Source organism: Pseudomonas sp. EA_65y_Pfl1_P113 (assembly GCF_963970525.1).
Lineage (GTDB): Bacteria > Pseudomonadota > Gammaproteobacteria > Pseudomonadales > Pseudomonadaceae > Aquipseudomonas > Aquipseudomonas tritici.
In genome coordinates, this window is record NZ_CAXAQM010000017.1 from 41,316 (window position 1) to 66,432 (window position 25,117).

24 protein-coding genes are annotated in these 25,117 nt (G+C 61.0%); 16 read left to right on the plus strand and 8 right to left on the minus strand.

Annotated elements, in window-relative coordinates; translation table 11 throughout:
- Positions 1 to 47: 47 nt before the first annotated feature.
- The 6 genes from AACY52_RS16780 to AACY52_RS16805 all read left to right on the plus strand — a co-directional run bounded on the left by AACY52_RS16780 (position 48) and on the right by AACY52_RS16805 (position 10,927).
- Positions 48 to 647 carry a class I SAM-dependent methyltransferase gene (locus tag AACY52_RS16780; RefSeq protein ID WP_339414905.1) on the plus strand — a complete coding sequence of 200 codons (600 nt, stop codon included), beginning with the start codon at positions 48 to 50 and terminating at the stop codon, positions 645 to 647.
- A gap of 122 nt (positions 648 to 769) precedes the next feature.
- Positions 770 to 1,903 (plus strand): ribonuclease D, encoded by a 1,134-nt coding sequence (gene rnd / locus AACY52_RS16785; RefSeq protein WP_339414904.1) that lies wholly within the window; start codon positions 770 to 772, stop codon positions 1,901 to 1,903.
- Positions 1,900 to 2,193 (plus strand): YcgL domain-containing protein, encoded by a 294-nt coding sequence (locus tag AACY52_RS16790; RefSeq protein ID WP_069022347.1) that lies wholly within the window; start codon positions 1,900 to 1,902, stop codon positions 2,191 to 2,193. Before rnd ends, AACY52_RS16790 begins: the two co-directional genes overlap by 4 nt.
- Positions 2,194 to 2,300: 107 nt before the next feature.
- Positions 2,301 to 3,233: a D-2-hydroxyacid dehydrogenase gene (locus tag AACY52_RS16795; protein ID WP_339414903.1), complete on the plus strand. Its 933-nt coding sequence runs from the start codon at positions 2,301 to 2,303 to the stop codon at positions 3,231 to 3,233.
- A gap of 165 nt (positions 3,234 to 3,398) precedes the next feature.
- Positions 3,399 to 6,617, plus strand: coding sequence for a hypothetical protein (locus tag AACY52_RS16800; RefSeq protein ID WP_339560634.1), 3,219 nt, complete (start codon positions 3,399 to 3,401; stop codon positions 6,615 to 6,617).
- Between the two features lie 5 nt (positions 6,618 to 6,622).
- A complete protein-coding gene (locus AACY52_RS16805) occupies positions 6,623 to 10,927 on the plus strand; it encodes an SET domain-containing protein-lysine N-methyltransferase (protein WP_339560635.1) in 4,305 nt (1,434 codons plus the stop codon).
- 49 nt (positions 10,928 to 10,976) lie between these two features.
- Here the strand turns inward: AACY52_RS16805 and AACY52_RS16810 are convergent, their stop codons facing one another.
- Positions 10,977 to 11,561 (minus strand): nitroreductase family protein, encoded by a 585-nt coding sequence (locus tag AACY52_RS16810; protein ID WP_339414900.1) that lies wholly within the window; start codon positions 11,559 to 11,561, stop codon positions 10,977 to 10,979.
- Positions 11,562 to 11,715: 154 nt separating this feature from the next.
- Here AACY52_RS16810 and AACY52_RS16815 point away from each other — a divergent pair, with 154 nt between their 5' ends.
- Both AACY52_RS16815 and AACY52_RS16820 read left to right on the plus strand, forming a co-directional pair.
- Positions 11,716 to 12,165, plus strand: a complete 450-nt coding sequence (locus tag AACY52_RS16815) for a YcgN family cysteine cluster protein (protein WP_049709459.1) — start codon at positions 11,716 to 11,718, stop codon at positions 12,163 to 12,165.
- Positions 12,166 to 12,177: 12 nt separating this feature from the next.
- A complete protein-coding gene (locus AACY52_RS16820; RefSeq protein WP_339560636.1) occupies positions 12,178 to 13,395 on the plus strand; it encodes a hypothetical protein in 1,218 nt (405 codons plus the stop codon).
- A 120-nt stretch (positions 13,396 to 13,515) separates the two neighbouring features.
- Here the strand turns inward: AACY52_RS16820 and AACY52_RS16825 are convergent, their stop codons facing one another.
- From AACY52_RS16825 to AACY52_RS16835, 3 genes are all read right to left on the minus strand, one after another.
- Positions 13,516 to 13,857, minus strand: coding sequence for a DUF2892 domain-containing protein (locus AACY52_RS16825; protein WP_339414898.1), 342 nt, complete (start codon positions 13,855 to 13,857; stop codon positions 13,516 to 13,518).
- A gap of 68 nt (positions 13,858 to 13,925) precedes the next feature.
- Positions 13,926 to 14,393 (minus strand): RNA methyltransferase, encoded by a 468-nt coding sequence (locus tag AACY52_RS16830; protein ID WP_339414897.1) that lies wholly within the window; start codon positions 14,391 to 14,393, stop codon positions 13,926 to 13,928.
- Positions 14,394 to 14,492: 99 nt separating this feature from the next.
- Positions 14,493 to 14,867 carry a YajD family HNH nuclease gene (locus AACY52_RS16835; protein ID WP_057723014.1) on the minus strand — a complete coding sequence of 125 codons (375 nt, stop codon included), beginning with the start codon at positions 14,865 to 14,867 and terminating at the stop codon, positions 14,493 to 14,495.
- Positions 14,868 to 14,965: 98 nt separating this feature from the next.
- Here AACY52_RS16835 and AACY52_RS16840 point away from each other — a divergent pair, with 98 nt between their 5' ends.
- Complete coding sequence (locus AACY52_RS16840) at positions 14,966 to 15,886, plus strand: ParB/Srx family N-terminal domain-containing protein (RefSeq protein WP_339414896.1); 921 nt, start codon at positions 14,966 to 14,968, stop codon at positions 15,884 to 15,886.
- A gap of 58 nt (positions 15,887 to 15,944) precedes the next feature.
- Here AACY52_RS16840 and AACY52_RS16845 read toward each other — a convergent pair whose 3' ends face one another.
- Complete coding sequence (locus tag AACY52_RS16845; protein WP_339414895.1) at positions 15,945 to 16,631, minus strand: hypothetical protein; 687 nt, start codon at positions 16,629 to 16,631, stop codon at positions 15,945 to 15,947.
- A 78-nt stretch (positions 16,632 to 16,709) separates the two neighbouring features.
- Here AACY52_RS16845 and AACY52_RS16850 point away from each other — a divergent pair, with 78 nt between their 5' ends.
- Positions 16,710 to 16,988, plus strand: coding sequence for a hypothetical protein (locus tag AACY52_RS16850; RefSeq protein ID WP_339493337.1), 279 nt, complete (start codon positions 16,710 to 16,712; stop codon positions 16,986 to 16,988).
- Here the strand turns inward: AACY52_RS16850 and AACY52_RS16855 are convergent.
- Together AACY52_RS16855 and AACY52_RS16860 are read right to left on the minus strand one after the other, a co-directional pair.
- A complete protein-coding gene (locus AACY52_RS16855) occupies positions 16,985 to 17,458 on the minus strand; it encodes a cyclic nucleotide-binding domain-containing protein (RefSeq protein ID WP_339414893.1) in 474 nt (157 codons plus the stop codon). The genes AACY52_RS16850 and AACY52_RS16855 overlap by 4 nt on opposite strands.
- Before the next feature lie 70 nt (positions 17,459 to 17,528).
- Complete coding sequence (locus tag AACY52_RS16860) at positions 17,529 to 19,571, minus strand: S9 family peptidase (RefSeq protein ID WP_339560637.1); 2,043 nt, start codon at positions 19,569 to 19,571, stop codon at positions 17,529 to 17,531.
- A gap of 24 nt (positions 19,572 to 19,595) precedes the next feature.
- Here AACY52_RS16860 and AACY52_RS16865 point away from each other — a divergent pair, with 24 nt between their 5' ends.
- Genes AACY52_RS16865 through AACY52_RS16875 form a run of 3 tightly spaced genes read left to right on the plus strand, consistent with a single transcriptional unit; the run spans position 19,596 to position 21,484 of the window.
- Positions 19,596 to 20,132 carry an MFS transporter gene (locus AACY52_RS16865; RefSeq protein WP_339414891.1) on the plus strand — a complete coding sequence of 179 codons (537 nt, stop codon included), beginning with the start codon at positions 19,596 to 19,598 and terminating at the stop codon, positions 20,130 to 20,132.
- A gap of 21 nt (positions 20,133 to 20,153) precedes the next feature.
- Complete coding sequence (locus AACY52_RS16870) at positions 20,154 to 20,930, plus strand: class II glutamine amidotransferase (RefSeq protein ID WP_339414890.1); 777 nt, start codon at positions 20,154 to 20,156, stop codon at positions 20,928 to 20,930.
- An 11-nt stretch (positions 20,931 to 20,941) separates the two neighbouring features.
- Complete coding sequence (locus AACY52_RS16875; RefSeq protein WP_049709451.1) at positions 20,942 to 21,484, plus strand: DUF2937 family protein; 543 nt, start codon at positions 20,942 to 20,944, stop codon at positions 21,482 to 21,484.
- Between the two features lie 165 nt (positions 21,485 to 21,649).
- Here AACY52_RS16875 and AACY52_RS16880 read toward each other — a convergent pair whose 3' ends face one another.
- Positions 21,650 to 22,570, minus strand: a complete 921-nt coding sequence (locus tag AACY52_RS16880) for a LysR family transcriptional regulator (protein WP_339414889.1) — start codon at positions 22,568 to 22,570, stop codon at positions 21,650 to 21,652.
- 175 nt (positions 22,571 to 22,745) lie between these two features.
- Here AACY52_RS16880 and AACY52_RS16885 point away from each other — a divergent pair, with 175 nt between their 5' ends.
- From AACY52_RS16885 to AACY52_RS16895, 3 genes are read left to right on the plus strand one after another with little or no spacing between them, the layout of a single operon-like run.
- On the plus strand, positions 22,746 to 23,486 hold the full coding sequence (locus AACY52_RS16885; RefSeq protein ID WP_339560638.1) for a 5-oxoprolinase subunit PxpA: 741 nt from the start codon (positions 22,746 to 22,748) through the stop codon (positions 23,484 to 23,486).
- A complete protein-coding gene (locus AACY52_RS16890; protein ID WP_339560639.1) occupies positions 23,483 to 24,187 on the plus strand; it encodes an allophanate hydrolase subunit 1 in 705 nt (234 codons plus the stop codon). The genes AACY52_RS16885 and AACY52_RS16890 overlap by 4 nt, the downstream gene beginning before the upstream one ends.
- The gene (locus tag AACY52_RS16895) at positions 24,184 to 25,092 is read left to right on the plus strand and encodes a biotin-dependent carboxyltransferase family protein (protein ID WP_339414886.1); all 909 of its coding nucleotides are present in this window, start codon (positions 24,184 to 24,186) and stop codon (positions 25,090 to 25,092) included. The genes AACY52_RS16890 and AACY52_RS16895 overlap by 4 nt, the downstream gene beginning before the upstream one ends.
- Positions 25,093 to 25,117 lie beyond the last annotated feature (25 nt).

Consider the following 25,117-nt stretch of genomic DNA (forward strand, 5'->3'; position numbering starts at 1 on the left):
CTGCCAATCAAGGTCGTTCACTACTGTTCTACTTACATGAGCTCGCGATGCCGTCACCACCACCATCCTCCATCGAGATCGAATACGCCGAGCGCTGTGACCGTGAGCACGCTCGGGTTTGCGGCGATACGCGCCCGCCGGGACTGCGGCGGCGCCTGGCGTCATGGCGCGACGAGTGGCTGGTGCGCCAGGCGTTGAAGGTCGCCGGTGAACCTGGGCTGGTGCTCGATCTGGCCTGCGGTTCCGGGCGTTTCTGGCCGGTGTTGGCCGAACACGTCAACCGGGTGATCCTGGCAGCGGACAATTCCCAGGACATGCTCGACCACGCACGCAGTCACCACCCGGCGTCCTTGCTCAAACGAGTCAAGACGTTTCAGGGCTCGGCATTTTCAATCGGCTTGTCGGCGAATGCAGTGGACTGCATTTTCTGCCTGGAGTTGTTTCGCCATGTCCCCAGCAGTGAAGGGCGCTTGGCGTTACTGCGCGAATTTCACCGGGTCAGCCGCGACACGGTGATCGTTTCTGTCAATTCTCGTACCGCCGTAGAGGACGAGTTTCGGCAGGCCGGCTTCAAGGTCCTGAATTATCAGGAATTCATGCCAGGCTCAAGCGTGTGGCGGGTTTACGTACTGCGTAAGAGAGGATAAGTCCCGCCTGTCGGACTATTCTTCAAGTCTTGCCTGAGTTTTCATGGTCGCCTCTGCATTGCGGATGCTCGCAAGTCCCTTTCGCGATATATACTGCGCGCCATTCTTCAAGGGAGAGCCGTGTGGCCATCGATATTCACTGGATCTGCGACAACGATAGCCTCGGCCAGCATTGCGCCGAATGGCAGCAGTTGCCATTCGTCGCCCTCGACACCGAATTCATGCGGGTCGACACCTTTTATCCTATTGCCGGGCTGATCCAGATCGGTGATGGCGTGCGCGCTTACCTGATCGACCCCCTGACCATCGACAACTGGCAACCGTTGGCCGCCCTGCTGGAAAACCCGGCGGTGATCAAGGTGGTGCACGCTTGCAGCGAAGACCTGGAAGTGTTGCTGCGCCTGACCGGCAGCCTGCCTGTGCCGTTGTTCGATACCCAATTGGCTGCCGCTTATCTGAATCTTGGCTTCTCCATGGGGTATTCGCGCCTGGTGCAAGCCGTGCTGAATATCGAACTGCCCAAGGGCGAGACCCGTTCGGACTGGCTGCAGCGGCCGTTGTCCGAGACGCAGATCAGCTACGCCGCCGAAGACGCGCTGCACTTGGCCGAGGTGTACATCCGCCTGCGTCCGCAGTTGTCCGACGATAAATACGCCTGGGTGTTGGACGATGGTGCCGAATTGGTCGCCAACCTGCGCCGCGAAGTCGACCCTTACGAGGTGTACCGCGACGCCAAGCTGGCGTGGAAACTCTCACGTGCCCAACTCGCCGTGCTGCGTGAGCTGTGTGCCTGGCGCGAGCAGCAAGCCCGCGCCCGTGACCTGCCGCGCAACCGCATCATCCGCGAACACGCGTTGTGGCCCCTGGCCAAATCCCAGCCGGATAACCTCGCCGCCCTGGGCAAGATCGAAGACATGCACCCGCGCACCGTGCGTCAGGACGGCCCGTTTCTGCTCGACCTGATCAAACGTGCCGGCAGCGTGCCGATGGACCAATGGCCACCTGCCGTTGCCGAGCCTTTGCCGGTGGATGCCGCTGCATTGATCAAGCAACTGCGCGCCTTGGGCCAAACGTTCGCCGAGCGCCTGAACATGGCTCCGGAACTGATGCTGCGCAAGAAAACCCTCGAAGCCCTGGTCAAAAGTGGCTACCCCGATGGGCCTTATAAATTGCCAGACTCGCTGCGTGGCTGGCGCCGCGAGTTGATGGGCCAGGCGCTGCTCGACAGCCTGGCCACTGTCGGAGAACAGCCTTGAAACGTATTTGCTCCATCTATCGCAGCAAGAAAAAAGACGGGATGTACCTCTACGTGCTGAAAAGTGATGCTTTGGAGCGCGTGCCTGAACCCTTGATGGACGCCTTCGGCAAGGCGCATCACGCGTTTGACATGGTGCTGACGCCGGAGCGCAAACTGTCCCGTGAGGACATCGCCGTGGTCCTGGAAAACCTCGACAAGCAGGGTTACCACCTGCAAATGCCGCCGGCCGAGGACGAGTACATCGAACACTTGCCCGAAGAGCTGCTGCGCCGTAACGACCCGATGTGATCGGTGAGTGCCCTGTTCAGGGCACAGTCTTCAATGGAATCGTATAAGTGGGCGGTGGCCGTAAGGATGCGGGCGGCCGTCCGTATTGTTTTTGAAAGGTTTGAACCATGCGTGTTCTGATTGCTGAACAGGATCACCCGCTCTACGCTCGATTGCTGGGTGACCTGGCCCCGGACCTTGAGGTGCTGACCAGCGGCGACTCCGCCCAACTGTCGCGCCTGGCCGCCGATTGCCCGGTATGGCTCGGCCAGCCCGACCTGCTGGCGACGTTGTTGCGCCAGGGCCATCACCCGCAATGGCTGCAATCGACCTGGGCTGGCATTACGCCGCTGCTGGCCGAAGGCTTGCCGCGCGACTACCGCCTGACCCGCGCGGTCGGCATCTTTGGCCAGGTCATGGCTGAATTTGTCCTCACCTATATGCTCGGCCACGAGCGCGAAGTGTTGGCGCGCCTGGTCAGCCAGGTCGAGCGCAAGTGGGACAACCGCTTGGGCCAGAGCCTGGCGGGGCGTAAGGCGTTGATCGTCGGCACCGGCGACATCGGCCAGAGCGTTGCCGGGTTCCTCGTGCCGTTTGGCGTGAAGCTGTATGGCATCGCAAGCGAAGCGCGTGAGCAGGCACCGTTTCTCGAAGTGGCTGGGCTCGACCAACTGGGCCGGCTGGTGGGGGAGGTGGACTACGTGATCAACCTGCTGCCCAACACGCCGAATACGCATGATGTGTTCGACGCAGCGCTGTTCAAGCAATTCAAGCCGACGGGGGTGTTTATCAACGTCGGGCGCGGTGTGGCGGTGGTCGATGCTGACTTGGTCGAGGCCTTGAAGGAAGGGCATTTGGCGGGCGCAGTGATCGATGTCTGCCGTCAGGAGCCGCTGCCCCAGCGTCATCCGTTCTGGACCGCCTGGGGGTTGTTGTTGACTGGGCACAGCTCGGCGCCGACTTCGCCGCCGATGATGGTGGCGCTGTTCCTGGAAAACCTGCGCGCGTATCAAGCAAAGACTGCGTTGCGCGGTGAAGTGAGTTTCGAGCGCGGGTACTGAGTCGACCCTGCTACTCGAGCCACATCTGCCCTTACATCTTGCCCCTGACATGAACCCTGACAGTTGCGCTGGAACCTCCTCAATGGGTTTGCACACCCAGTGAACGCCGAGGCCGCTAATCGCGTGCCCGGCAGGACGTTCCTTCAGCTATGGACAGGTGTGCACATGATCGCCAGCAATTCCTCACGCTCCAGTTTCCCCCACGCATCCATCTCGACACAACCACCAGCATCCATCGTCGACCCCGGCGCAACGAGCGTGCCCGAACCTTCGGCGGCCCTGGCAACGCAGCCGACAGCACAGGCCCCGCGCCAGGCGACGGCCCCACCGCTGGGTAATTTCGGCGGGGCGCTGGCCTGGCCAGTGCCTCTGTCCAAGTCCGACCAAGATGCGATCATCACACTGTTGCAGGACCCCGACGCCACTCTACCGGGGCTGCCGCTGGTGGATGCACGCAAGGGTGCATTGGGTTATTTGCTGAGTGGCAGTTCGGTCGCCAATGCTGACCTGAATACACCCGACATCACCCTGCAAAAACTGCTCGGATCCTCTAAGGCTCAAGCGTTAGGGCAGGCCCTGCAAACCCGGGTGAACGGCATTGCGACGGCCACCAGTTGCAACGACTATTTGCTGGCCGCCATCCACCTGGGCCTGGACCCGGCGCTGCGCGTTGCGCGCCCAAACAGCGTCGCCGGGTTTGATCTTGCGGCGCGCCAATATTGGGGCAAACCTGCGTCAGAGGTGATTGACGGGCTCAGTCGTCATCTGATCGAGCAGGGCAGAGCCACGGTGCAAACCGCGAACCTGGCAGCCTGCCTGCTGCTGGCCAGAACCGCCCCGGAGTTATTGGTCAAAGACGTTCCAGCCAGCGTGACCTACGGCAGCCTGCTGTGGACGCAACTGGTGATAGCCACGGCCAAGGTGGAAGCCGACTCGCCCGGACGTGCGCACACGATGAGCTACGCCGAAGTCTTGGCGCATGCCGATACCCTCACTGGGCGCGGGGTTGGCGTGCAAGCGGCCGAGCAACTGGCCCTCGTGAACTGGGGGGCGGCCAACGCATTGCTGAACGTCGCTTCAGCGATGCCCAGCGAAACCGAGATGGAGCGTGTACGCACACGTTATAACCGTCAACTCAGCACGCTGACGGACGCGTGTGCCGCGGTGCAAACGCCGATACCCAGCCGACGGGCCATGGCGCTTGCCACGCTCAAGGCGCACTTTCCAACGCTGGATCCGCAGGTATTCGAACTGCCCGCCTTACAAAAGGCCTGGCTTAAACCAGGAAGGCCGGGCGCGTTTCCCGGGCTGTATTCGATGCTCGATATCGTAATGGAAGGCGGCAAACTCAATGCCCAGGAGCATTGGTTGGCGCGGGATAAGCGGGTGCCGGGCGAGGTGTTCTGCCAGCTGTATGAAACCGGCCGGCTGGACGTCAACGATGCTTTCGGTGCGCAGTATGACAAGGCCATCGCGTCACACGAACAGGGTCACGCAGGCCTGGTCCAGTATCTGATTTCCACCCTGCCCGTGGAGGACAGAAACAACTTCGAATATGGTGCGCTCGAATTTTTTCGCACCGATCAATACAAAATAGCCGGGGATCTTTTTTCGCCGCAGGCCCTGCACACTCGCGGGCATACGCTGCAGGTGAAAACCACCCTGGATGGAGCGGTCAATATTTATGAGCTGGATACCAGAAATGGCAGCATCAAAAAACAGAACTATCTGATAGCCCGCTATACACCGCCCTATACGGCAAAAAACCTGGAGTCCCGAGACGCAAATATCGTCAGCAAGACCAGCCTGTTTGATCCACCACCCGGGCAGTACACCGAAAAGCCGCTGCCCTCCGTCCACCTGCAGTCCTATGGTTCCGGCCGCAGCAAAGCCATCGGCAAGGTATTCGTCAAGGCGCTGGGGTTGGGCAATGACGACCTGTTGCAACAGGCACGCGGCGTGACGTCATTTGATCAGGGCAGAGCCACCGACCAGGCCATCGGCGAGTTTTTCCTCAACCTCATCCCACTGCGATCGGCCATCGTCAACTTTATGAACGGCAGAGTCGCCGACGGCCTGTTTGATCTGAGCCTGGATGTAATGGGTCTTGTCACCTTGGGGGCGGGCAAGGCTGCGCAGGCCGGCAAGGCACTTTCGAAAGGTATCAGCACACTCGGCGGGTTGTCGAAGGTTGCGCGATTTGTGGGCGCCGCGGCGATCGAAATGTTCAACCCGTTCAACGGCCTGGGCGATTTGGCGATGGCGGGCGGGTACGCGCTGGGTACTGTCACGCGGTTGGCGTTCGCCAAGGGACGCGAAAGCGTGAACATGCTTCGCGGTGCAACGGGCAGTTATGACGTGCTCAAGGCCGCCAGCCAACAGCACGGCGTGGCAGCCACTGGGACGTTCAAGGCCGCAGGTCAGAGCATCGAAGGCGGCGCGGTGCTCAAAGACGGCAAATGGTATGGCCTGGATGCGCGCACGCTGCAGGCCTATGGCAGCCCGCTCGAAGGGTTTTCTCCCGCCACACGGGCCGTCGACGGCGTGATAGATGTAGCGCCGGGTAATGAATTGAGCAATGCGCGGTTTGCCAATTACGGCGTCGTCGAATCGAAAATAGCCGGGGTTTCGCGCAACGCCCAAGGGGTCTATGTGGGCGCCGACGGTCACCGTTCCCATATCCGCCATACCGACAGCAGCGGCGACACCGCCGTCTATGAAGTTCGCCAGGTGACTCGCACTGAAGAGGGCGTGGTGCAGGCGCGGATTTATCATAATAACCGGCAAACCGAGCTACTGGTCCAGCACGTACAGGGCGATCAATGGCAGCGTTTGACGGCGCGGGGCGGTAACGGGTCTTCCGTGAAAGCAGACCTGGGACCAGTGATTGGCGGCGGCGGCGAGAGCACTCTTTACGCAAGCCTGGATGGCAAAAGTGTTTACAAAGACCTTCACACGAAAGCCGCCACGAAGATCCCCGATTACGCCACTTCCGAGGCGCACCGCCTGAATACCTACTATGGTGCCGGTTTTGCAGAGGCCATGGTGGAGGACGGGCGCTCCTACATCAAAATGAAAAGACTGGATGGCATCGCACTGGATGATGTGCCCAAGCGCAGCTTGCCCCCAGTGGTCCGCATCTGGCTGGATGACGCGTTGAAAGGCATGGAAGACAAAGGGATCTACCATAACGATCTGCATTTGAATAACTTTCTGTACTCGTTGAAAGATAAAAAAGTCTATCCGGTGGACATTCAGTCACTGAGCCCGGAAGTGTTGGCGAGCGACAAGTTTCTGCATGACATGACCCTTAGTGATTACGCACGCAAAAAGGCTCAGTTGCAGAGGGACTTCAACGAACTCGTGCGTGCTGGCGACAGGTAATCACTATGAACATCATTGATTTCCCTTCTCGTCAGCAGCAGGTCATCTCGTCCAGCCCGGCGGTCCAACAGACGACGCAGCCGTCTGTGGACGTCGTCGGCAAAACCCATCGTGCCTCGACGTTACATGCGTCATTGGGCGACAAGGGAAACCTTGCAACGCTGGGCCTCAAGCTCTATGAGATCGCCGCACGCCTGGCCGAAAACCCCACTGCCGACATGATCAAGACCACACTTCAAACCACGCCTATGGCCGTGCGGCCTGAATCATCCGACGTCGCAGCACTGGGTAGTACGGTCAATCTCGCGGCATTTATTCAGGGCAAGGGACTGGGCTTGCCGTATAACCTGTTTTCGCTGACATCCCTGGCCGACGCAGTGAGCGACCGGGCCTTGCAGCACCCGCTTGGCAACTTGAGCGGCGCGCTCTCATGGCCGAATCCTTTGAGCCCGGATCAACAGGGCAGGATGCGCGACATCACCCAGCGGCATGATCATGCACAGGGTGAGCAGCCGCTGGTGATGCAGACCAAAGGGGTTCTGGACTTTCTCAGTTACCCCAAAACGCTTTCCCCTGATGAGTTGGTTGACCCGGTCAAGGCGCTGAACACGCTGATCGGCTCCGCCGCAGCGCAGCGCTTGGGGCAGACGCTGCAACACCGACTGGGTGGCATCGCCACCGAGAACAGCGCGAATGACTACCTGCTCGCGGCAATCAATCTGCACCTGGACCCTGAATCAATCTCCGCGCCGCACCGCAATAAAGTGGCCGGCTTTGACTTGATGCAAGAGCAACATTGGGGCGAGCCTGCCGCGGTGGTGGTCGAGGGCCTGCGCCAGCATCTGATCACCCAGCGCAAAAGCAGCCCGCTGATGGCCAACGCTGGCGCTTATTTGCTGTTGGCAAACAAGGCCCCCGAGTTTCTGGTCAAGGACCTGCCCGGCAACCTCACGTACGGCAGCCCGGCGTGGGTCAGCCTGTCGGTGGCGGCGGCGACGATTGAGGCACAGTCGCCGGGAACGGTTGCGAACATGACATTCGCCCAGGTCATGATCCGGGCAGAACATGCGGCCATGGTCGATCCCGTGATGACCGAACGTGCCCGCAAAACGGCGCTGGCAGATTGGGGCGTGGCCAATGGTGTGATCGACAGACGCGGCGATGATCAATACTCGAGCGAACAACTGGACAGTGTCAGGGCGACGTTCAATGTCCGGCTTGGTCAGCGCTTGTCGGCTTCACAGGCATTGAATCAAGCGATGCCGATGCGCCGAGACATCGCGCTGGCCAAACTCGTCGAGCGGTTTGGCGACCTTGGCGCGTTGTTTGAAGAGAAGCTGTTAGCCACGCACAACTACGCTGGGCCGGGGCATCGCACATCGCTGGTGGGGGACCATTCGTTGCTCGATATCGCAATGATGGATTTGCCCAGCCCGGCGCCATTCGTCTCGGCGGATAATCGCCTGCCGCTGGCAGCCTTGAATGCCAATCCCAGGTTTGGTGTGACCGAGGCGTTCGATCAGCAGTTCGACACATTCATCAGCGGCAAAAAATCCGCCATCGGCATTACGGTCAAACACCTCATTGCACAATTGCCTTTGGAGCATCGACGTAATTTCGAGTTCGGCAAAATCACCCTGTTTCAGCAGACTTCCCACACGCTTGGGCTGGATTTCACCTCAAAAACGCCAGGCCCGAAGCAACCGCGGTTGCTGGTAAAGACTGAGCGAAACGGCGTGGCCTCGGCGTATGAGATCGATTTTCACAACGGCACGGTACAACCTGCACAGCTCTACAAAGCCCGCGAGCAACGCTCAAGGGACGCCAATCGGGTACAGGAGACCAAGGTATTCACACCCGCCGAAGCCGTAGGCGAGCTAAGTCGCGAGCGGACCTCGGGAACGGCGCCGCCGGACAGTTTCAACAGTGCGCGAAGTGAAGCGATCGCTGCTGCATTCGTCGAACATCTGGCGCTGGACGACCCTGCCATCAAGGAAGAGGCCAGGGGCAAGACCACCGGAGACCGCCAGCATGACAGGGCCAAGGCGTTTGAAACGTTTTTGCTGAACCTGGTGCCGCTGCGAGCGGCCATTGTCAATTTCCAGAATGGCAACTACGGCGACGGCGCGATGGACCTTGCGTTGGATGTATTTGGTTTTCTCACGGCGGGCATGGCCACCGCCGGCAAAGTCGCCAAGATCGGCGCGACGGCCATTTCCACTGCAAGCAAAGCGCTGCGTGCGACCAAGGTAATCGGCACCGCTGCCATCGGTGCGTTCAATCCACTGGGCGGGTTTGGTGATCTAGCAGTGGGTAGCGTCAGCTTCGCGGTTGCAAAAGGCAGCGCCGCGATCAATCGGCTGCGGGGTGCCACGGGCAGCTATGACGTGCTCAAGGCCATGAGCAAAGACTATGACGCTGCGGCCATTGGCACGCTCAACGTGGCCGAACGTCGGGTGGTTGGCGCGGCGGTACTCAAGGACGGCCGCTGGTACGCGTTCGATGCCGACGTAATGCAACCTTACGGCCGCCCTCTCGAAGATTTCACCGCGCATACCCGGGCCGTGGACTGCGCAGTCAGCACGGCGCATATCGAGCACACCAGCGAATTGGATAATGCGCAGTATCGGCAATTCAAGGTGGCGGAGTCGAACCTGGATGGGCTGACGCGCAATAGCCAAGGGGTGTATGTCGCCGCCGATGGTCACCGTTCCCATATGCGCCATACCGACAGCAGCGGCGACACCGCCGTCTATGAAGTTCGCCAGGTGACTCGCACTGAAGAGGGCGTGGTGCAGGCGCGGATTTATCACAATAACCGGCAAACCGAGCTACTGGTCCAGCATGTTCAGGATGACCAGTGGCAGCACCTCGCCGCGCTGGGCGGCGCCCACATTGACGCCACGCACCTGCGCGCATGGGAGGCGCTCTCCACCCAGGAGCAGCAGCGGCTCACGCTGAAGGGGTTTGCGAGGCAGCACCGCTTGAACCTGCCGACCCTGACGTATTACGTGCAGCCCGACGGGACGTTGAGTGCTGCAGGCGTGATCGTGCGCGACCGCGCGGCAGGTGCGCCCTCGCGCACGCTGACTCCCCACCATCTGCGTGATTGGCAGGGCATGACCCAACAAGCGCGGGATGCGGCAACCATGGAAGGATTCGCCAGCCTCCATCATCTTGATGTGGGCGACTTCAAATCCTGCGTCAAACACACCGGCGGCCTGCTGCCACGCGGCGAAGCGCTGTTGTTCAGGGCCGGCGGCGGCAAGTACAACCAGCTGACTGACGATCATTTGCTGAAGTGGCACCGGGTCTCCCGGCAACCGAACAATCGGGTGACCCAAGAGGCGTTCCGGCGACAACACACGCTCAATCCAGTGGACTGGAAAACTCATGTGTATAGCGATGGCTCCTTCAACACCTCGGGGGCGCGACGTCTGAGCAGGGCGCAGGAAAACCTGGCTACCCAGCCGGCTGCCAGGTTTCCTGCCCCAGGCGCGACGCGCAAACGGCCTGCACCGGATAGCATGCCCCCGGCGCAGGATGCCCCACTGGATTTGTCCAAACCCGCCGACGGCGATCCTCCGGCCGCTGAGCCGATTATCAAGACCGAGCCGGAGGTTGTCCCGTTGCGCACGTTGGCGACTCATTCGGTGGATAATACGCTGCCGATTTTACAGGACCCGGCCAACCCAAGGCTCAGCCTGACCCAGGCGATTGAAGGGCCGATCGATGATATTCGCATTGCGCATTGGTATGGGTTGCTTGACGGGTTGGAGCCGGCGCAGAAAAAGGTGGTGGCCAACCGGATCAAAGACTCGATCAAGGACTGGCTGCGAAGCGAAGGCAGCCATGGGCCGCGTTTCGACCAGATGCTTGAAGTGGTGACGCCGCTGGATGACGGCGGGCCAGCCCGTGGTGCGTCGGTATGGGCGCGGCGAGACATCGCGCAATTCGAAGTGCTCGGCCCTTACGCCGGCAAATATCATGCAACCGACGCCTCCCTGTTTCAGGAGCAGCGCAAGCAAGGCTCGCGTGCAGTGCTGACGTACCTGTTCGGCACACGCTCGGGCACGCGCTCGGTGAGTGCCTTGAACAGCGGTAATACTCTGAGCCTGGTGAACACGTCACAATTGAGGAATGGGCCCGCTTGGCAGAGCAACAACGTGATTTCCATCGCCGTGGGCAAGAACCTGTCGTTTTATGTGGCGCTCAAGGACATCAAGGCCGGCGATGAGTTGTTGCTCGACTATGGCCCGCTCTACGACGTGACGCCGGGGTTAGTGCCCAAACAGGAACCTGCCGTCTGAGGTTGTGCGGCGAGACCTTCAAGGCTCGCCGCACAACAGGGTGCCGGGCTCAGAGGCTGAAATCACCCTCCGACACCAGCTCGCTCAACGGCCGGCGCGGACTCGGCGTTTCACGCCCTTGCAGGTAATCCGGCAAGGTCGATTTATCGCCCAGCTTGCCAACCGCCACGGCCGCATGCAGCGCATAACCGTCTGGAATCTTCAGCTCTTTGCGGGTCAGCTCCTGATCGAAGCCGGCCATGCCGTGGGTGTGCCAGCCGCTGATACTGGCTTGCAACGCCAGGTGGCCCCAGGCCGAACCGGTGTCGAAGGTGTGCCACAGCGCCGGGGTTTCTTCGGTGGCGCCGGGGGCGGTGAAGTCGGTTTTCGACGCGATGATCACCAGGGCCGACGCGTGTTGCGCCCAGCCACGGTTGAATTCATTCAGCAAACCCAGGAAACGTTCCCAGTCCGGCGTGTCGCGGCGCGCGTAAAGAAAACGCCATGGCTGCGAGTTGTAGGCGGACGGCGCCCAGCGCGCGGCTTCAAAGAAACTCAGCAGGGTTTCCTGGGAGATGGTTTCGCCGGTGAAGGCGCGGGGTGACCAGCGGTCGGTGAACTGGGGATCGATCGGATAGTCGGCAACACGTGTCATGGAGCAGTTCCTGATCGTCAATTCGGCGTTCAAGGCTACTGCGCGCTCACTAGACTGACAAGTGGTGTTAGACCGCCAGTCGTAAGCGCTTGGCCCCAGGGGCCGCGGGCACTAGACTGGCGGCCTTTTCACCTACCGATACTGATGTAGAGCCATGGCCGCCAAAGTCGAACCTTTCTGGATACGCAAAACCCTTGAACACCTCGATCAGGAGGAGTGGGAGTCGTTGTGCGACGGCTGTGGCCTGTGCTGCCTGCAAAAGCTCGAGGATGAAGACGACAACAGCGTCTATTACACGCGTATCGCCTGCAAACTGCTCGACCTGAAAACCTGCCAGTGCACCGACTACCCGAACCGCCGTGCATCGGTGCCGGACTGCATCCAGCTCACCCCGGGCCAGGCGGATCAGTTCAAATGGCTGCCGCCGACCTGCGGCTATCGCCTGGTCAGCGAACGCAAGGACCTGCCACTGTGGCACCACTTGGTCTGCGGCGACCGCGATGCTGTGCACCAAGAACGCATTTCCCAGTCCGGGCGCATGCTCAGCGAAGGCAGCGTGCCCGAGGACGACTGGGAGGATTACCTGATTTTTCGTGCCGGCTGAAAAGGAGTGTGTATGAAAGGGGGGCGGTTGGGGGTGAGCCTGGTAGTGCTGGCGCTGAGCATGCCAGCGTGGAGCGCGAAGAAAGTTGACTTGGATTATCACGTCAAACTCCTGCCCCAGAGCGATCAGGCCGAGGTGCGCGTAAGCCTGTCACAGGGCTCGGCAGTGCGCAGCCTGGACTTCGACCTCGGCCACGACGGTGACTACAGCGACTTCAAGGCCGATGGCCGATGGAGCATCACTGAGCACCGTGGCCTGTGGCAACCCAGCGCCAACAAGGCCAGCCTGACCTACCGCGTGCGCCTCACCCACGCGCGCAAGCCCGGCACCTATGAAGCGCGCATGACGCCGAGCTGGGCGCTGTTTCGCGGTGAGGACCTGGTGCCGACGGCGCGGCTCGACCAGCAAGACGGTGTCGAGTTGGTCTCCCGGCTGGTGTTCGAACTGCCGGCTGGCTGGAAAAGCGTCGAAACCGCATGGCCGCGTATCGGCAAGAACAAATTCCGCATTGATAACGTCTCCCGCCTGTTCGACCGGCCCACCGGCTGGATGCTCGCCGGCACCCTCGGCAGCCGTCGCGTGCGCCTGGGCGAGACTGAAGTCAGCGTGGCCTCGCCAAAGGGCCAGGCCATGCGGCGCATGGATGTGCTGACGTTGCTGACTTTTGTCTGGCCCCAAGTAGAAGCAGCATTCCCACGTCGTCCGGCCAAGCTGCTGGTGGTGGGCGCCAGTGACCCGATGCGCCGTGGCGCGCTCGCGGCGCGCGACTCGATTTACCTCAACAGCCGCACGTCGCTGGTCGGTGAGAACGGCATCAGCCCGTTGATCCGTGAAGTGGTGCAGGCGATTGGGCGCTTCAACGATCACGACGTCAGTGACTGGGTCAGCGAGGGTTTGGGCGAGTATTACGCGATCGAACTGCTGCGCCGAGCCGGAGGTATTACCGATGAGCGGTATGAGGCCATCCAGGCACGCCTGGCGAAGGAAGGCAAGGACGTGACCAGCCTGCGCGGCGAGCATGTCAGCGGCGCGACGGTGGCACGGGCGGTGGTGGTGTTACAGGAGTTGGATCGCGAGATTCGGGTGAAGACTCATAACAAACGGTCGCTGGATGACCTGGCTCAGGCGGTGATGCGCGCGAACAGCATCACCACTGCGGAGTTCGTAAAGCTGGCTGAGAGCATTACTGGCGAGCGCTCAGTGGTGCTGGACAGCAAATTATTGCGTTGACGCAAATCATTGTGGGAACTGGCCTGCCTGCTATAGCGGTCTATCAGCTACTGAACCAGCAACCTGACACACTGCTATCGCGGGCAAGCCCGCTTCCACATTCAACCGAGTTCGGCTGGACTACTTGGTTGCTTTTTCAGCCGCCACTTCCGCCTTGGCCTTCAAGTTCTGCAACTCTTGCCCGGCCCGCTCGATCTTCGCACGCACCGTGTTCATTTCCTGGCGGCCCTGTGCAAGTTTGTCCTTGAGCGAACTGTGCCCGGTGAACCCACGCGCCAGCGCCACGCCGCCGATCGCCACTTGGATCAAGCCGAAAATCCCGCCACGGCGCAGGCCTTTGCCCACCATCATCACGCCACCGGCCACCGAGCCGATGCGCTCCCAACCGTGCACGTTTTGCTGCGGCTGCGTTTCAAACGGGGCGTGTTCGATGATAGGACGCAAGGTTTTGCTGTCGCTCATGATCTGTCTCCAACGTGGGCTAGTGATATGTAGCTGACTGCTGGCACCTGCCGGATGTTCCGGAAAAATCAGTACTTGGGGCCCGAACGGGTGTTGTTGCCCTTGGCCAGTCGATCGTAGAGCACCACGTTGACGGTGGCGGCGAGGTTCATGCAGCCGGTGGTCGGGATGTAGACCACGTCTTCGCACCAGTCGCGGATCTCTTTGTCGAGGGAGCCGTCTTCCGGCCCGAAGATGTACAGCGCGCGGTCGGGGTGGGTGTATTCAGGCAGCGCGCGAGCACCTTCCACCAGCTCCACGGCGACAGGGATGCAGCCCAGGGGCAGGATCTTTTTCAGGTCATCGATGCCGATCAGCGGAATGTCGTGGTGGACTTTCTTGGTGTCGGTGATGAAATCCCGGGCGCGCGCGTAGCGCACGCCGGTGTAGAACACCGAGGCCACGCCGTAGCAACCGGCGGCACGCATGACCGAGCCGACGTTTTCGGGGGATTTGGGGTTATACAGACCGATGCAGCTGTAGCGTTTATTGCCCACGGGGAAGGGTGCCTTAAAAAGGCAGCATTATAGCGGCAAGCTACAAGCTGCAAGTTAAAAGCGGAGCGGCTTTTTCTTGCAGCTTGCAGCTTGATGCTTTCAGCCGTCTTTCTTCATAAGGCCAGCCAACGCCGCAAACGGGTTATGCGTCGCCTTGGCAATTGTCGGGCTGCTGGTGGAGCCTTCGCCGAAGTACTGCTGGTCGGTGTAGCGCGAGTGTTCGTTGTCGTGGCAGTACAGGCACAGCAACTCCCAGTTGGAACCGTCCTGGGGATTGTCATCATGATTGTGGTTGCGGTGGTGTACGGTCAGCTCACTCAGGCGTTTGCCGGCGAACTCACGGGCGCAGCGGCCGCACACGTGGGGGTACATTTTCAAGGCTTTGTCGCGATAGCCCATTTCCCGGTCGCGCTGGGCATCGGCGAGGATACGATCCAGCTTGGCGGTGTGGGAGGGCGGATTGGTCGAGCTCATCATGGCTCCTGGCTATTGGGTGGTTCACGGATAAGGTTGATTCTAGCCGCTTGCGTTGTAAATGACCGCTTCACTTTGTCGATAAGGAGCTCAATATCATGCGTCTGCAATCATGGACTGTTGCGTTGTTGCTGTGTGGGGTGGTTGCCCAGGCCCAAGCGTTCTCCACGCCAAAACCCGGCCAAGTGATCGAGGTTGCACTCGAACACTTGCACCCGACCCAGGCCGTGGTGGGCTTCGACCAGATCTACTACAGCCTCGGGCTGTTTGCCGACAAACCCGCCAAGGTCTTCGATGAGTACTGCGAAACCAACGGCCAGGGCGAAGCAGACAAGGTGCCCAAGGACGCAGACCTGCACAAAGCCTCCAGTTTCACCTGCAAGGACCCGGTGGGCACCCATCCCGAGGACATGAAAACCGTGGTGGTCGGTCCCGCTGGCCAGCTGTACCTGACCGACGGTCACCACAGTTTCACCACTTTATGGGAAGTGCCCGGCGGTGGCCCTCGGTTGAAGATGTGGGTCAAGGTTACCGACGACTTTAGCAACAGCCCGACTTTAGCGAGCTTCTGGCGGCGGATGGAGGCAGCGCGCAAAGTCTGGCTCAAGGACAACAGGGGGCAGACGCTGCCGCCCGAGCAGTTGCCCGCGCACCTGGGCTTCAAAAACCTGCAGGACGACACCTTCCGCAGCCTGGTGTATTTCACCCGCAAGGCGGCCTATGGCAAGCCCGAGGCTGGGGAGATCGCGCCGGAGTTCCTGGAGTTTTACTGGGGCAACTGGTTGCGTACGCAGATTGACCTGGCCGCGTTCAACCTGAACAAGAAAGGCGGCTACAAAGACGCGATTGAGGCTGTAGCCAAGCGCATGGTCAGCCTGGCGCCGGGGTCGCAGGTCGGGGATAGCGGTTTTACCTCTCATCAGTTGGGAGGCATGACCAGGCTCGACCGGGATGAGCTGGAAAAGACCTTCGACAAAAAAGTGCCGTACGTGATCGATTACCGCAATTCTCGAAACTAATGCCGATCAAAACTGTGGGAGCGGGCTTGCTCGCTCCCACATTAGATCTGCGGTGTGATCAACCCTTGAGCTTCTCCGCAATCCAGATGGTGTGCCGGGTGCCCTTGTTGCCATGGGCAAACACCTGCACTTCCTCGGCTTTGAAACCGGCCTTGCGCAGTTTGTCGCTGAACAGCTTGTCGGCGCTGGCCGACCATACGGCCAGCACGCCTTTGGGGCGCAGGGCCTTGGCGCAGGCGGCCAGGCCTCCGGCGGAGTACAGCCAGCTGTTGGCTTTTTGCGTGAGGCCTTCGGGGCCGTTGTCGACGTCCAGCATGATCGCGTCAAAGCCCTGGGGCTCGGCTTGCAGCACCTTGGCTACATCTTCCATACGGATCACCGTGCGCGGGTCCAGTAGCGGGCGGCCGGATTTTTCTCCCAGCGGCCCACGGTTCCATTCCACGACGCCCGGCACCAACTCCGCAACAACCACTTCGGCGGTTTTGCCCAGGTGCTTTAGGGCTGAAGCCAGGGTAAACCCCATGCCCAACCCGCCGATCAATACCCGCGAATCCGGGCGACCGGCGACTTTGCAGCAGGGGATTTGCGCCAAGGCATCTTCGGAACCGTGCATACGCGTGTTCATCAACTGGCCGCCGTCACCGCCCTGGATCTTGATGACAAAATCTTCACCGTATTCGAACAGGCACAAGGCACCGCCGTTGTCGGGGATCGGGGTGGTGTCGAGCAGAACGAAACGTTTCATGGAAATCTCATTGGGAAGGGCATTCTTGCGCGGTTGGGAGTAGCCTTGTGACATTCCGGTCAGGCCATGGAGCCATCGATGAAGTGCAGCATTCTAACGGTCATTGTGTTGAGCGCGCTCGCATCCTGTACAGCGCAGGCTCAGGCGTTGCAAACCGTACCGATTGCGCCGGCCCCTACGCCAGGTGCACCGGGCACGCCGACGCCGACGCTGTACCCGCAAGTCACCCCACCGGCCATGCCCAAGACTAACGGCTCGCCGCCCCTTGTGCCCATCGTGCTGCCGACGCCGCCGAAGGACCAGACGGTGCCCGGCCTGCAGCAGAACGACAGCAAACCGAAGACGCCCGGCGGTTAAAACTGTTGCGATAGCAGCTGCCCATCGGCCATGCGCAGGCGCTTGGACAGGGCGATGGCAATCGCACGGATGATCTTGGCGGCAACCCTGGGGGTTTCGTTGAGCATCTTTTCCAGGGCGTCCTTGCCCAGGTTGAGCAGCACGCAGTCACTGGCGGCCACGCAACTGGCGGAGCGCCGCTCGCCGTCAAGCACCGCCATTTCACCAAAGGCCCGGCCACTGCGCAGGGTGGCGATGGTCAGGCGTTGGCCGTCGCTATTGGTTTTTTGCACCGCCACCTGGCCGCTGTGGATGATGCACATGAAAGTACCGGCATCGCCCTCGAGAAAAATCGCTTCGTCACGGGCAATGCTGCTGATGTTGAAGTAGCCGGCGGCGACGTGAAAATCTTCCGGAAACAGCGGGTCGAACAGGCCGCAGTCCATGAGCATGTCGCGGATTTCGTCGTTGAGAAGCGTGGGTAGTGTCATGGCTGCAATCTTGATCCATCAATCATGTAGGGCGGTCCTGTGTTCAGACAGAACCGCCGCACTAAGTTCCTTAAACCAGCCCCAGTACCTTGAACACAAAGCCATATTCGAGTGCTACGTCACGTAATCCCTGGTAACGACCACTCATGCCACCGTGGCCGGCGCCCAATTCGGTCTTGAGCAGCAGCAGGTTGTCGTCGGTCTTGGTAGCGCGCAGCTTGGCCACCCACTTGGCCGCTTCCCAATATTGCACGCGGCTGTCGTTGTAGCCGGCGATCACCAGCATGGCCGGGTAGGCCTGGGCGCTGACGTTTTCATACGGCGCATAGGCCTGGATGCGCGCATACACCTCGGGCTCTTGCGGGTTGCCCCACTCGTCGTACTCGGTGATGGTCAACGGCAACTCCGGGTCGAGCATGGTGTTAAGCACGTCGACGAAAGGCACTTCGGCAATCGCCGCCTGGAACAGCTCCGGACGCTGGTTAAGTACGGCGCCGATCAACAGGCCGCCGGCACTGCCGCCGCTGATTGCCAGTTGTTTGGAGGTGGTCAGGCCCTTGGCGATCAAGTGCTCGGCGCAGGCGATAAAGTCGCTGAAAGTGTTCTGCTTGTGCTCCTGCTTGCCATTGCGGTACCAGGCCTCGCCCAATTCACCGCCGCCGCGCACATGCGCAATGGCGAAGGCCACGCCACGGTCGAGCAGGCTCAGGCGTGCGTGGGAAAACCACGGGTCGAGGCTCGAACCGTAGGCGCCGTAGCCGTACAGGTACAGCGGCACAGGCTTGCCCAACTGGTCGCGCTTGACCACCAGGCTGATCGGCACCTGTGTGCCGTCCGCCGAGGTGGCCCACAGGCGCTGGCTGACGTAATCGTCGGCATTGAACACGCCAAGCACCGGGGTTTCCTTGAGCACCTGCTGTGCGCCGTTGGCCAGTTCCAGCTGGCGAACCTGGGCCGGGCGGTTAAGCGCCTCATAGCGCAGGCGAATCTTATCGCTGACAAATTCCAGGCTGTTTTGAACGTAGAGGCTGTAGGCGGCGTCGGGCAATTCCACCCGATAAGCCGGCACGCCTTGCGGGTGAACTTCGATCACGGGCAGCCCACCAATGCGCAGGCTCAGGGTCATGGCGCTGGCATTCAGGCTCACGCCGTCGAGCATGACGTCATCGCTGTGGGGGATCAGGTTTTGCCACTCAGCCTCGGTCGGCACGTCGCCAATGTCGGTCGCCACGAACAATGCGTAGTTGATGCCATCACGGTTGCTGCGGATAAACCAGGTCCACGCGCCATTCAACTGACCGTGGTCGACATCGTATTCATGGTCTTCGACCCGTGGCGCCAGGCAGGTAAAGTCCAGTTGCGGCTGGTCGGCGTCCAGCGCCCAGATTTCGCTGGTGGTCTTGCTGCCCAGGGCCAGCAGCAACTGGCGCTCGGAGCTGGAACGGTAGCAATGCAGGAAGAAACGCCCGTCCGGCTCATGGAACACTTCCTGCGCCGCCGTCCCATCCAAGCGATAGCGGTAGAGTTTGTGCGGACGGTGGGTGTCGTCCAATTCGCCGAAGAACAGGGTCAGGCTGTCATTGGCCCAAGTCATGCTGCCGTCGCAGTCCTGGAACTCCAGTTCACTGACCTTGCCGTTGGCCAATTCCTTCACGTACAGGGTGTAGACCTCTTCACCGCTGGTATCCAGGCTGTAGGCCAGGCGCTGGTGGTCGGGGCTGATGCTGAACGCGCCGAGGGAGAAGAAGCCGCCATTGGCGAGCACGTTCGGGTCGAGCAGCAATTCTTCGCTGCTGTCATCCACCTGATTGCTGTCGTCATCCGGGCGGCGGCAGCGGTAGTGGCGGGCGTATTCGTCACCGGCGGTGGTGCGGGTGTAGTAAAGATACGGTCCCCAAGGGGAGGGCAGCGACAGGTCAGTCTCGAGAATGCGCCCCTTGATCTCCTCGAACAGGCTTTCGCGCAGCGCCTGCTGGTCGGCGAGCTGGGCTTCCTGCCAGGCGTTTTCGGCCTTGAGGTAATCGAGTACCTCAGCGCTGTCACGCGTTTGCAGCCAGGCGTACGGATCTGGGCCTTGGGCCTGGCGGGCAATCGGGGGGGGCGACATAGGCATGGATTATTCTCTATCTGGCAGACGGTGGCAGGCATTGCAGCCGCGACACGCAAAAGCCGTTATCATAGCCGCCTGTTTGCCAACCTTGCCATGGACACCATGACCGAGAACGACTATCTGACTGCTTGGGGCCTTTACGCCTTCGCTGCCTTGGGCTGCCTATTGGTGTGGTGGCGCATGACCCGCTGGATCTGGCGCTGGCTGCGCGAGCCGTTGCAATTGCTGATGGCGGTGCTGCTGCTCAGCCCGACCATCGTCGATCCGGTCAAGACCCAGTTCGCGCCGGCCGTGGCGATAACCGCCCTGGACCTGTTGCTCAAGGTCGGCAACAACGCCTGGCGGGCCATTTCCGATTTGTTCATGTACACCATGATTGCCTTTGGCGTGTACCTCGTGATCGTGTTGATCCGCTGGCCCATCGAGCGCGCCGCTAACGCCCGCCGTGAGCGCAAGGCCGCCGCCGATGCGGCATTGGCCGCTGAACCTGAAAGCGATGACGATGACGTACCTTTCCGCCGTCCTGAGCCTGTGAGCGGTATGCGGGTCGAACCACGCCTTTAACGTTGTAGCGAGAGCCCTGGCATGTGTGAATTATTGGGCATGAGTGCCAACGTCCCCACCGACATCGTGTTCAGCTTTACCGGGCTGATGCAGCGCGGTGGGCGCACCGGCCCACACCGCGACGGTTGGGGCATTGCGTTTTATGAAGGGCGTGGCCTGCGCTTGTTCCAGGACCCGGCTGCGAGCAGTGAGTCGGAAGTCGCGTTGCTGGTACAGCGTTATCCGATCAAAAGTGAAGTGGTGATTGGCCATATTCGCCAGGCCAACGTCGGCAAGGTCAGCTTGGCCAATACCCATCCGTTCGTGCGCGAACTGTGGGGGCGCAACTGGTGCTTCGCACATAACGGCCAACTGGCAGACTTCAATCCCCGCGCCACGTTCTACCGCCCGGTGGGCGATACCGACAGCGAAGCGGCGTTCTGCGATCTGCTCAATCGCGTGCGCGAAGTCTTTCCTGAGCCGGTGGAGATTGAAAACGTCTTGCCGGACCTGATTGCCGCCTGTTCCGAATACCGCAGCATAGGCGTGTTCAACTGCCTGCTCAGCGATGGCGACTGGCTTTTCTGCTACTGCTCGACCAAATTGGCGCAGATTACCCGCCGCGCACCTTTTGGGCCGGCGCGCTTGAAAGATGTCGACGTGATCGTCGATTTTCAGGCCGAAACTACACCCAATGATGTCGTCACCGTGATCGCCACCGAGCCTTTGACCGACAACGAAAACTGGACCCGTTACGAACCGGGCCAATGGAGCCTGTGGCGACGCGGTGAATGCGTCAGCCAGGGCATCACCGAGTAAGGATATCGACCATGTTGCTCAGTTATCTGCGGTTGGTGCTGTTTGCCATCGGCCTGTTGGTCGGCGTGCAAGTGCCCGGGTTTATCAACGACTACGCCAAGCGCGTCGAGGCTCACCTGATCGAGGCCCAGACCGGCCTGAGCGGGTTCGAAACCACCGCACGGCAGTTCTTCAACGGTGACTTGCAGGCGTTGGTGGCGCATTACCGCGCCAGTGATGATCCCGTGTTCCAGAGCGACGCCAACAGCCTGGGCGCCATGCTTGACCGCCAAGTGGCGCTGGACAAGCAGTTCCAGGCGATGCAAGGGCCTTGGTACATCCGCGCCCTGCAAGTGGCGGTGGCGGCGGACCCGGATATTCGCCAGGAAACCTGGAATGGCTACAGCTACCAGATCCTGCTGACCCCCGAAGCCATGGGCTGGGGGTTGGGCGGGGCGATGCTGTTGTCGTTTGGCATCGAATGCCTGTTCCGCCTGATCGACTGGGTGGTGTTGGGCGGCAAGCGCCTGCGCCAGAGCCGGCCGATAGAAGAGCGTGACCTCAAAGGCCTCTAAAGACCGACGCGGTCAAATGTGGGAGCCGGCTTGCCTGCGATAGCTATTTATCAGTAACTGATACACCGCTATCGCAGCCTAGGCATAGCGAGCCTCTGCTACGCGATATCACATTTAGAATGTGTAGATACCGATGGCTATCGCAGGCAGCCAGCTCCCACAGTTTTAATCGGGTTTCGTCAGTAACATTCTGTCTTCACCGACTTCCCCGGCATAGCGGGCAACGACTTTCTGACACAACCCCACAATCTCCTCCACCAACTCCACCCCCACACGCCACGACACCACCACCTGCAAGTTCGGCAAGCGCTGCGCCATCGGCAGCATCACCAATTCCCCGCGCGCCAGCTCTTCTCTGACCAGCACCGGCGGCAACGCACCAATCCCAAAGCCATCGCGCAGCAAGCGGGTAATCGCCGACACCGAGTTCACGCAGTTCATCCGCGGCGCGGCCACGTCGTTGGCCTGCATCAGGCTGATGACGTCCTGGTGCGGGTGGGAATTTTTCGAGTAGGTGATGATGCGCTCCTGGGCCAGTTCGGCGAGGGAAGCGTAATCCCGATTGTAGATCGATTGGCTGGCGACGATCCACGCCATGGGGTGGCTGGCCAGCTCCAGGCTGCGTACGCTTTCGAGGCGCAGCAGGTCGGTTTGCAGGATCAGGTCGAGGAAGCCTTTTTGCAGTTGATCGCTGAGGTTCAGGGCGGTATCGGCGACCAATTCGATTTCTACCAATGGGAAATGGTCCATCAGTTCCGCCACCAGCGGGCTGAGCCACGTGTGGATCACCGTGTCCATGGCGCCGATGCGGATGCGCCCGACCTTGCTGCTGGTGGTCTCCAGGGACTGCTTCAAACCCTGCAGGGTCACCAGCATCTGCTCGGCATAATCGAGCACCTTCAAGCCTTCCGGGGTCAGGCTCACGCCGCGTGAGTCACGCAGAAACAACTTCACCCCCAGCTCGTTTTCCAGCACGGCGATGCGGCTTGAGATCGAGGCCTGGGTGGTGAACAACTTCTCGGCGGTCAGGCGGAAACTCTTGAGTTTGGCCACCCAGACGAAGGTTTCGAGAAACTTCAAATTCATGGGATCAACTTTTTCTTATGCATGGATCGGTTTTTATTAGTTGGACGCCGCACCGGGCCAGCGCCAAAAATCGAGCTATTCCACGATAAGCGCCGTTGGGGTGTCAGGACAAGTTGCGAGTTCTGCGTAAAAAATCCCACACTACAAAAAAACAAAGCCTACAGGAGCACCTACCGTGAGCCGTTTGCTACTGAATTGCGATATTGGCGAAAGCTTCGGCAACTGGACCATGGGTCTGGACGCCGAGATCATGCCGTTCATTGATTGCGCCAACGTGGCGTGCGGCTTCCATGCCGGTGACCCGAGCATCATGCGCAAAACCGTCAGCCTGGCGCTCAAGCACGGCGTGCAAATCGGCGCGCACCCGGCCTACCAGGACCTGCAGGGCTTCGGCCGCCGCTCCATGGCTTACACTGCGCAGGAAATCCAGGACCTGTTGCACTATCAGATCGGCGCCCTTGAAGGTATGTGCCGGGCGCAAGGTGGGCGGGTCAGCTACGTTAAACCCCACGGCGCGATGTACAACGACATGATGGCCAACCCTATGCAGTTGCGCGCCGTGATCCAGGCCGTCGCCGCTTATGGCGAGCTGCCGCTGATGCTGCTGGCCACTCGCGACAACAGCGTGGCCCAGGCGTTGGGTAACGAATATGGGGTGACCCTGTGGTTCGAAGCTTTCGCCGACCGGGCCTACGACAACAATGGCCATCTGGTGTCCCGCCAGTTGCCCGGCGCGGTGCACCACGACTCTGAGACCATCGTGCAGCAAGCCCTGACCATTTCCCGTGGCGAGGCGCTAACCGCCAGCGACGGCAGCCCGCTGGCCTTACAGGCCAATACCCTGTGCGTGCATGGCGACAACGCCAGTTCCGTCGCAGCTGTAAAGCGCATCCGCGAGGCCTTGAAACCAGCATGAAGCCACGGATTGAAGTGGTGGCCATCGACTGCCTGATGGTACGTCTGTTTGATGCAATCGCCGAAGCCAACATGCCCTGGATGCTCGCCGCTAGCCAGCGCCTGCGCAGCGGGTTTGGCGCGGCATTGGTGGACCTGGTGCCGTCGTACACCACCTTGATGGTGCATTACGACCTCACCGTCTTGAGCCCAGCCCAGGCACGGGAGCTGATCACTCACGCCCTCACCGACCTGCAGCCGCAAGCCCAGGGCGGCGGCCAGCGCCACGTGCTGCCGGTGTGGTACGACCTGAGCGTCGGCCCGGAATTGACCTTGCTCAGCCAACGCAGCGGGCTGACCATCGACGACGTGATCCGCCGCCACAGCGCCCACGAATATCAGGTGTTCGCCCTTGGCTTCGCGCCTGGCTTTGCCTTTATGGGGCTGGTGGATGAAATCCTCGCCACGCCACGCCTCAACACCCCGCGCAAGCGCGTGGCGGCCGGCAGCGTGGGCATCGCCGAACGGCAAACCGCCGCCTACCCGATGGGATCCCCGGGCGGCTGGAACCTGATCGGCCGCACCCCGGCCAAGCTGTTCGACCGTGATCGCGATGGCTACAGCCTGATGCAACCGGGCGACACCGTACGTTTCGAACCGGTCGATCACGCCCAGTTCATCAAATTAGGTGGCGATGACACGCCGTTGGAGGCACAGGCATGAGCCGCTTGATCATTGAGGCCAGCACGCCGCTGTGCCTGCTGCAGGACGCCGGTCGCTTTGGCGTGCGCCACTTGGGCGTGACCCAGGGCGGCGCGCTGGATTGGGTGTCGATGTCCTGGGCCAACTGGCTGCTGGGCAACGCACTGGACGCGCCAGTGGTGGAAATCACTCTCGGCGGCTTTACCGTGCAAGCCGACGATTATTGCCTGCTGGCTCTGGCCGGTGCAGACCTGGGTGCGTATGTCGACGAGCGCGCCATCAGCCCCGGCCGCAGTTTTATCCTGCAAAAGGGCCAGCGTTTGCGCTTCACCCAGCCTTTCAGTGGTGCGCGCGCGTACCTGGCGGCGCCGGGCGGGTTTGATGCGCCGGATGTGCTGGGCAGTTGCGCCACCGTTGTGCGGGAGGAATTGGGCGGGGTAGACGGTTTTGGCAAGGCGCTGGCCGAAGGCGGGCGCCTGGTCTATTCCGGTACAGGCGGTGCAATGAAGGTGATGAATGCCCAGGAGGTGCCATCCGGTAAACCGCTGGACGTGATTGTCGGCGCGCAGATCGGTCAGTTCAGCGGCCAAAGCCTGTTCGATGCGTTCAACACCGAATGGGCCCTCGACAGCCGCGCCGACCGTATGGGCATGCGCTTGCTGGGCACGCCGTTGCAGTACCAGGGACCGTCGTTGATTTCCGAGGGGATTGCGCTGGGGGCGATCCAGGTGCCGCCGGATGGGCAGCCGATTGTGTTGCTTAATGATCGGCAGACGATTGGGGGGTATCCGCGTCTGGGGGCGTTGACGCCGCTGTCGCTGGCGCGATTGGCGCAGTGCTTGCCGGGAGAGAAGGTGAAGTTGGCGCCGGTCGTACAACCGACAGCCTACCAGCAGCACATTGAGTATTTGCGCCGATTTAACTAACGGCGCTTTTCAAAATGTGGGCGCG

Coding starts and splice junctions, on each gene's coding strand:
- AACY52_RS16780 (WP_339414905.1), top strand. CDS start 48: ATGCCGTCACCACCACCATCCTCCATCGAGATCGAATACGCCGAGCGC.
- AACY52_RS16795 (WP_339414903.1), top strand. CDS start 2,301: ATGCGTGTTCTGATTGCTGAACAGGATCACCCGCTCTACGCTCGATTG.
- AACY52_RS16800 (WP_339560634.1), top strand. CDS start 3,399: ATGATCGCCAGCAATTCCTCACGCTCCAGTTTCCCCCACGCATCCATC.
- AACY52_RS16805 (WP_339560635.1), top strand. CDS start 6,623: ATGAACATCATTGATTTCCCTTCTCGTCAGCAGCAGGTCATCTCGTCC.
- AACY52_RS16810 (WP_339414900.1), bottom strand. CDS start 11,561: ATGACACGTGTTGCCGACTATCCGATCGATCCCCAGTTCACCGACCGC.
- AACY52_RS16815 (WP_049709459.1), top strand. CDS start 11,716: ATGGCCGCCAAAGTCGAACCTTTCTGGATACGCAAAACCCTTGAACAC.
- AACY52_RS16820 (WP_339560636.1), top strand. CDS start 12,178: ATGAAAGGGGGGCGGTTGGGGGTGAGCCTGGTAGTGCTGGCGCTGAGC.
- AACY52_RS16825 (WP_339414898.1), bottom strand. CDS start 13,857: ATGAGCGACAGCAAAACCTTGCGTCCTATCATCGAACACGCCCCGTTT.
- AACY52_RS16835 (WP_057723014.1), bottom strand. CDS start 14,867: ATGAGCTCGACCAATCCGCCCTCCCACACCGCCAAGCTGGATCGTATC.
- AACY52_RS16840 (WP_339414896.1), top strand. CDS start 14,966: ATGCGTCTGCAATCATGGACTGTTGCGTTGTTGCTGTGTGGGGTGGTT.
- AACY52_RS16845 (WP_339414895.1), bottom strand. CDS start 16,631: ATGAAACGTTTCGTTCTGCTCGACACCACCCCGATCCCCGACAACGGC.
- AACY52_RS16850 (WP_339493337.1), top strand. CDS start 16,710: ATGAAGTGCAGCATTCTAACGGTCATTGTGTTGAGCGCGCTCGCATCC.
- AACY52_RS16855 (WP_339414893.1), bottom strand. CDS start 17,458: ATGACACTACCCACGCTTCTCAACGACGAAATCCGCGACATGCTCATG.
- AACY52_RS16860 (WP_339560637.1), bottom strand. CDS start 19,571: ATGCCTATGTCGCCCCCCCCGATTGCCCGCCAGGCCCAAGGCCCAGAT.
- AACY52_RS16870 (WP_339414890.1), top strand. CDS start 20,154: ATGTGTGAATTATTGGGCATGAGTGCCAACGTCCCCACCGACATCGTG.
- AACY52_RS16875 (WP_049709451.1), top strand. CDS start 20,942: ATGTTGCTCAGTTATCTGCGGTTGGTGCTGTTTGCCATCGGCCTGTTG.
- AACY52_RS16880 (WP_339414889.1), bottom strand. CDS start 22,570: ATGAATTTGAAGTTTCTCGAAACCTTCGTCTGGGTGGCCAAACTCAAG.
- AACY52_RS16890 (WP_339560639.1), top strand. CDS start 23,483: ATGAAGCCACGGATTGAAGTGGTGGCCATCGACTGCCTGATGGTACGT.
- AACY52_RS16895 (WP_339414886.1), top strand. CDS start 24,184: ATGAGCCGCTTGATCATTGAGGCCAGCACGCCGCTGTGCCTGCTGCAG.